Below are 6,524 nucleotides of genomic sequence, written 5' to 3'. Positions count from 1 at the left end.
CCGGTCCTCCCGGCGAAGGAGAAAACTGTCACCCATGCAATCAGTCCATTCTGTTACCTATCTATCCGGTTCGGACACCGGCCCCCTTCTCCCCGTCACTATACGGGGAGAAGTGCCCGGCAGGGCGATGAGGGGCAGCGCTGCGTTCCTGCATGACGTCAAAGCGACGGAAGGCCGGCAACCGTGATCACCAGCCAGCCCCATCGTCTCACATCGGGCGGTCTCATCGACCGCTCGGCGCCGCTGAACTTTCGCTTCGACGGCGAAACCTTTGCCGGCTTCCAGGGCGACACGCTTGCCTCGGCGCTGATCGCCAATGGCGTCAAGCTGGTCGGCCGCTCGTTCAAATACCACCGGCCACGGGGCATCCTGACATCAGGCTCGGAAGAACCCAATGCGCTGGTCGAATTACGCACGGGCGCGCGCCGCGAGCCCAACACCAAGGCGACCACCGCCGAACTTTATGACGGCCTGGAAGCCGCCAGTCAGAACCGCTGGCCGTCGCTGCGCCACGATCTGATGGCGGTCAACCAGCTGTTCTCACCGATCTTCGTCGCCGGCTTCTACTACAAGACCTTCATGTGGCCGGCAAAATTCTGGGAAGCGGTCTATGAGCCGGCGATCCGCCGCGCCGCCGGTCTTGGCCGCGCCGCGGGCGTCGCCGATCCAGACCATTACGACAAGGCCTGGGCGCATTGCGACGTGCTGATCGCCGGTTCCGGCCCGGCCGGGCTGGCGGCAGCGCTTGCCGCCGGGCGCAGCGGCGCCCGCGTCATCCTGTGCGAGGAAGATTTTGCGCTTGGCGGCCGCCTGCTGTCGGATGGCGGCACGATCGACGGCATGCCGGCGGCCGAATGGATCTCCCGCACGCTGGCCGAACTCGTCACGCTGCCCGATGTCCGCATCATGAACCGCACGACACTGTTCGGCGTCTATGATGGCGGCACCTATGGCGCGATCGAACGGGTCAACGACCACCTGCCCTCGCCGCCAGAGCATCAGGTGCGCCAGCGGCTGTGGCGGATTGTGGCAAAGCGCTCGATTGTTGCCGCCGGCGCCATCGAACGGCCGATCGTCTTTGCTGGCAACGACACGCCCGGCGTGATGATGGCTTCGGCAATGCGGACCTATGTCGAGCGCTATGCGGCAACCCCTGCGAAGAGGATCGCGCTGTTCACCAATAATGAGGATGGCTGGCGGACGGTCGAGACCGCGCTTGGCGCCGGATTGCAGATCGCAGCGGTCGTCGACGCGCGCCCGGACGTATCCGCCGTGCATCGTGCTCTCGCCGCCAAGGCCGAGTTTCCCGTGTTGAACGGTTCGGTCGCGGGTGTCGAAGGCGGCAAGGACGGTGTCAGGAAAATCTCCGTGGCGCTCACCGGCGGTGCACGCGCCGAAGTCGAAGCCGACGGGCTTGCCGTTTCCGGCGGCTGGAACCCGGCGGTCGGGCTGACGTCCTATCATCGCGGCCGGCCGAAATGGCAGGACGATATATCAGCCTTCGTGCCGGACAGTGCCCCTCCGGGCATGGTGGCCGCCGGTGCCGCCAACGGCGCCTTCGGCCTCGGCGCTTGCCTGCGCCAAGGCTTTGCCGCCGGTGCGGCAGCGGCACAGAGCGCCGAACACAGGGGCAATGCCGGCATGCCGCCCGTCGCCGATGACGAGGCATTTTCGCTGACCCCGCTCTGGCATGTCGCCGGCAAAGGCAAAGCCTTTGTCGACTACCAGCATGACGTCACCGCTTCCGATATCGAACTGGCGCAGCGCGAAGGCTTTGAATCGGTCGAACATCTGAAGCGCTATACGACGCTCGGCATGGCCACCGATCAGGGCAAGACCTCGAACGTCGCAGGCCTCGCCATCATGGCGGCGGTGTCAGGCAGATCCATCCCCGAGACCGGCACGACGATCTACCGTCCGCCCTATGTGCCGGTCGCCATCGGCGCCTTTGCCGGCCATCATCGCGACGAGAACTTCCATGCGACAAGACTGACGCCGTCGCATCACTGGGCAGCCGAACAGGACGCGGTGTTCGTCGACACCGGCTTGTGGAAGCGCGCACAATGGTATCCGCGCGCCGGCGAAAAGGACTGGCTGGAATCGGTCACCCGCGAGGTCAAGGCGGTGCGCTCTGCCGTCGGCTTCTGCGACGTCTCGACGCTCGGCAAGATCGACGTGCACGGCCCGGATGCCGGCACCTTCCTCGACCGCGTCTACATCAACACTTTCTCCAGTCTTGCTGTGGGAAAAGCGCGCTACGGGCTGATGCTGCGCGAGGACGGCATGGTCTATGACGACGGCACCACGTCGCGGCTGGCCGAGGACCATTATTTCCTGACCACCACGACCGCCAAGGCCGGGCCGGTGATGCAGCATCTCGAATTCTGCCGGCAGGTGCTGTTTCCTGAACTCGACGTGCAGCTGACCTCCGTCTCCGACCAGTGGGCGCAATTCTCTATCGCCGGGCCGAAAACCCGAGATCTGCTTCGGGAAATCGTTGATCCGGCCGAGGATCTGTCGAACGAGGGCTTTCCGTTCATGGGCGCGCGCGAAGTGGCGCTTCGCGGCGGCATCAAGGCGCGGTTGTTCCGCATCTCGTTCTCCGGCGAGATGGCGTTCGAGATCTCCGTTCCTGCCCGCTACGGCGATGCGCTGGTGCGCAATCTGACGCTGGCCGGCAAACCATTCGGCGCCACACCCTACGGCACCGAAGCACTTGGCGTGATGCGCATCGAGAAGGGCCATGTCGCCGGACCGGAACTGAACGGCACGACGACCGCAGGCGACCTCGGTCTGGGCAAAATGATGTCGACCAAGAAGGATTTTGTCGGCCGCGTCATGGCCGGACGCGAGGCGCTGGTCGCCCCCACCCGGCAGGTCGTGGTCGGCATCAAGCCGACGGACAGAGCGCGCCGCCTGCGCTCCGGCGCGCATATCATTCCGAAGGGCGAGATACCGGGTTCCGCCAACGACCAGGGCTATGTCACCTCGGTCTGCTTCTCGCCGACGCTCGACCAGTGGATCGGGCTGGCGCTTGTCGAGCGCGGCCGCGAGCGGATCGGCGAGATCGTCCATGCGCATGACCCGCTGCGCGGCGAAGACTATGATGTCGAACTGTGTAAACCCGTCTTCTACGATCCGGATGGAGGGCGCCAGCGTGACTGAGTTTTCCTGGGTTTCTCGCAGTCCGCTCGAGCACGCGCTTGTCGTGGGGGCCTATGGCGCGCGCGACGCCGAACCGGGCATTTCGCTCACCGAGATCCGCAATTTCGACCTGATCCAGGTGATGGCGCGGCGCGGCAAAGGGGCGGAACTGGCCAGCGCCGCGGAAGCCCGTTTCGGCATGGCGGCTCCGGATGTGCCGAAGGCGGTCACCGCTTCGGACGTGACGCTCATCTGGTCAGGACCGGATCAGTTCCTCGTCCTGTCGAAGGGCGGCAAGCACGCGATCGACATTTTGAGACAAGCTTTCTCGCAATCCGCCTCGCTGTCGGACCAGTCGCATGCGCGCGCGCTGATCAGCGTAGCGGGAGCCAAGGCGCGCGCCATGCTGGCGAAATTGTCATCGATCGATCTGCACCAGGCGGCATTTCCGATCGACGCCGCTGCCGCCACATCGATCGACCATACCAGCGTCAATCTCTGGCGTGGCAATGACCGGCCGGACGGGCAGCCGGTGTTCAATCTTCTGGTGTTTGCAAGTTTCGCCGAAAGCCTGTGGCACACGATGCTCGACGCAGCCGCGGAGTATGGCGTCGACATAGGGTATTCAGGGGAGTTGGGGTAGTCGGCTTTTGCCGGAGAAAGGCCAATTTCAAATCTCGGCGCTGCCCCTCATTGCCCTGCCGGGCATTTCTCCCCGTAAACGGGGAGAAAGACGCTGACCGCAACGCTGGCGCCTTTTTTTGAACGTCGGTGATTGGCGAAACCGTCAATGAGAGTTCCCCTCGCCCCGTTTACGGGGAGAGGATGCCGGCAGGCAGGTGAGGGGCAGCGCGAACGCCCGGGAGATGGGGCTGAGCCGAATTCTAACCGCAAGCGGCTGCGTGCGACGCTTCACCTTGCTAAATCCGGCCTTGCTGCCTATTCTTGCCGCGAAAATAATTTTACGTACAGGCAAACTTGTTTCTTGAGACCCGGGTCGAGATGAGCCAGTCGCCCTACCCCGCCGTCGCCGCCGGACCGCCACGACCGAGCCTGATCCTGCGGCCCGGCCAGATGGGGCTGCCAGCCGGCATGGAGCGCTATTCCGTTCAAGGCAATGGTGCGGTGCTCATCGACGTCGAGGCGGGCGACATCGTCACCGTGCGCAATGTCGAAGGCGGGCAGGCCTGCGAGCTTTTGGCTTGGGACAAGAGCGGCGCTACCGGCCCCACCATTTTCGGCGAGAAATCGAACAGCAATGCCGCCGGCATCAAGGCGCTGCTGGCGGATGGCTACGACAGCCTCGCGTCCTTGCGCCAGGGGCTCGAGCGACGCCAGGTGCAACTCGACCAGGCAAAGGCGGTTCGCATCTTCGGCGGCACCACCCCTGCCGGCACCGAACAGGGTTTTGCCGTTGCCCGCAATGGCTCGATGCTGATCGCCGCCCCGGGCGGACCGATGCCGGTCGACGGCCACGACACGGCAACGCCGCTCAGCGTCATCGTGCGCCGTGCCACAATCCATCCGGCGGCGAAGTCCAGGCTTGGCGACCCGCTGGCCGACCCGGTGCTCGATTTGCGCGTCCATTCGGCGACCGCGGAAGCCTACTTCGTCAAGGCGGGTGACTATCTGCAGATCATCGATGTCGACGGGCGCCAATGCACCGACTTCCAGTGCTTTTCGGCGCGCAAGCTCGACAAGGGACGCGACCATCCGCTCGACGTGACGACGACCCGCACGCTGATGGGTTCGAGCTATCCGATGCCAGGCCTGCATTCGAAATATTACGACCAGGACATGGAGCCGCTGGTCGAGGTGGTGCAGGACACCTGCGGCCGGCACGATGCGTTCGCGCTCGCTTGCGCCGCCAAATATTACGACGACATCGGCTATCCCGGTCATCCCAACTGCTCGGAGAATTTCAACCGTGCGCTTTCCGACAAGGGTGTAACTCCTCGCGCGGGCTGGATGGCGATCAATTTCTTCTTCAACACGGCGATCGACGCGCACGGCGTCATGGTGTCGGACGAGCCATGGTCGCGGCCGGGCGACTATGTGCTGCTGCGGGCGCTTACCGACATCGTTTGCGTGTCGTCCGCCTGTCCCGACGACACGACGCCGGCCAATGGCTGGAACCTGACCGACATCCATGTGCGGACCTATTCCGGTAAGCATAAATTCTCGCGAGCGATCGCGAGACGCATGACGCCCGATTCGGAACCGAAAATGACCCGCGAGACATCATTTCATTCGAGCTTTGCCAAGCACACCCGCAACTTCGTCGAGTACAGGGGTTATTGGCTGGCCAATTCCTTCGCAAAAGAGGGCCCTATCGACGAATACTGGGCCTGCCGGCGGGATGCCGTGATCATGGACCTGTCGCCGCTGCGCAAATTCGAGGTCACCGGCCCGGATTCCGAAGCGCTGCTGCAATACACGCTGACCCGCGACATCAAAAAACTCGGCGTCGGCCAGGTCGTCTATTCCGCCATGTGCTACGAGCATGGCGGCATGATCGACGACGGCACGCTGCTCAGGCTCGGCAAGGACAATTTCCGCTGGGTCGGCGGCGACGATCTGTCCGGCGAATGGCTGCGCGACACGGCGACGAGCCTCGGCCTCAACGTGCTGGTGCGCTCGTCGACCGACCAGATGCACAATGTCGCCGTGCAGGGACCGAAGAGCCGCGACATCCTGAAGGAGATCATCTGGACTTCGCCGCTGCAGCCGTCGATCGAGGAGCTCGAATGGTTCCGTTTCGCCGTCGCCCGCATCGGCGGCGGCAACGGCATTCCAATCGTCGTCTCGCATACCGGCTACACCGGCGAACTCGGCTACGAGATCTGGTGCCATCCCCGCGACGCCGAGAAGGTGTTCGACGCCATCTGGGAGGCCGGCCAGCCGCACGGCTTGAAGCCGATGGGACTGCTGGCGCTCGACATGGTGCGCATCGAGGCCGGGCTGATCTTTGCCGGCTATGAATTTTCCGACCAGACCGACCCGTTCGAGGCCGGCATCGGCTTCACCGTGCCGCTGAAGAGCAAGACCGACGATTTCATCGGCCGCGAGGCGCTGATCCGGCGCAAGGAAAACCCGCAGAAGAAACTGGTCGGCCTCGACATCGACGCCAATGTCGCGGTCGGCCATGGCGATTGCGTCCATGTCGGCCGCGCCCAGATCGGCGAGGTCACTTCGAGCATGCGCTCGCCCGTGCTCAACAAGAACATCGCGCTGGCCAGGCTTGACGTTACCCATTCCGCCATTGGTACCGAAGTCGAGATCGGCAAGCTCGACGGCCACAGCAAGCGGCTGCCGGCGCGCGTCGTCGCCTTCGCGCACTACGACCCGCAAAAGACCAGACCGCGTTCCTGACGGCAGCA

At 64.2% G+C, this 6,524-nt stretch carries 3 protein-coding genes; all 3 read left to right on the top strand.

Translation table 11 applies throughout. From position 1 onward, the window contains the following. Positions 1-186 precede the first annotated feature (186 nt). The 3 genes from AC0L15_RS25600 (at position 187) to AC0L15_RS25590 (ending at position 6,516) form a co-directional block, all read left to right on the top strand. On the top strand, positions 187-3,165 hold the full coding sequence (locus AC0L15_RS25600) for a sarcosine oxidase subunit alpha (RefSeq protein ID WP_473497510.1): 2,979 nt from the start codon (positions 187-189) through the stop codon (positions 3,163-3,165). Beyond that, on the top strand, positions 3,158-3,787 hold the full coding sequence (locus tag AC0L15_RS25595; RefSeq protein ID WP_287245276.1) for a sarcosine oxidase subunit gamma: 630 nt from the start codon (positions 3,158-3,160) through the stop codon (positions 3,785-3,787). Before AC0L15_RS25600 ends, AC0L15_RS25595 begins: the two co-directional genes overlap by 8 nt. A 359-nt stretch (positions 3,788-4,146) precedes the next feature. Beyond that, positions 4,147-6,516: a DUF1989 domain-containing protein gene (locus tag AC0L15_RS25590; RefSeq protein WP_287245280.1), complete on the top strand. Its 2,370-nt coding sequence runs from the start codon at positions 4,147-4,149 to the stop codon at positions 6,514-6,516. Positions 6,517-6,524: the final 8 nt, after the last annotated feature.

This window comes from Mesorhizobium sp. WSM4846, assembly GCF_055811415.1.
Note: the sequence above shows the minus strand (reverse complement) of the source record. Positions and strands in the feature narration are given on the sequence as shown.

What these genes read in the sequence shown, in the direction of transcription:
- AC0L15_RS25590 (WP_287245280.1), top strand. Translation starts at nt 4,147, where the DNA reads ATGAGCCAGTCGCCCTACCCCGCCGTCGCCGCCGGACCGCCACGACCG.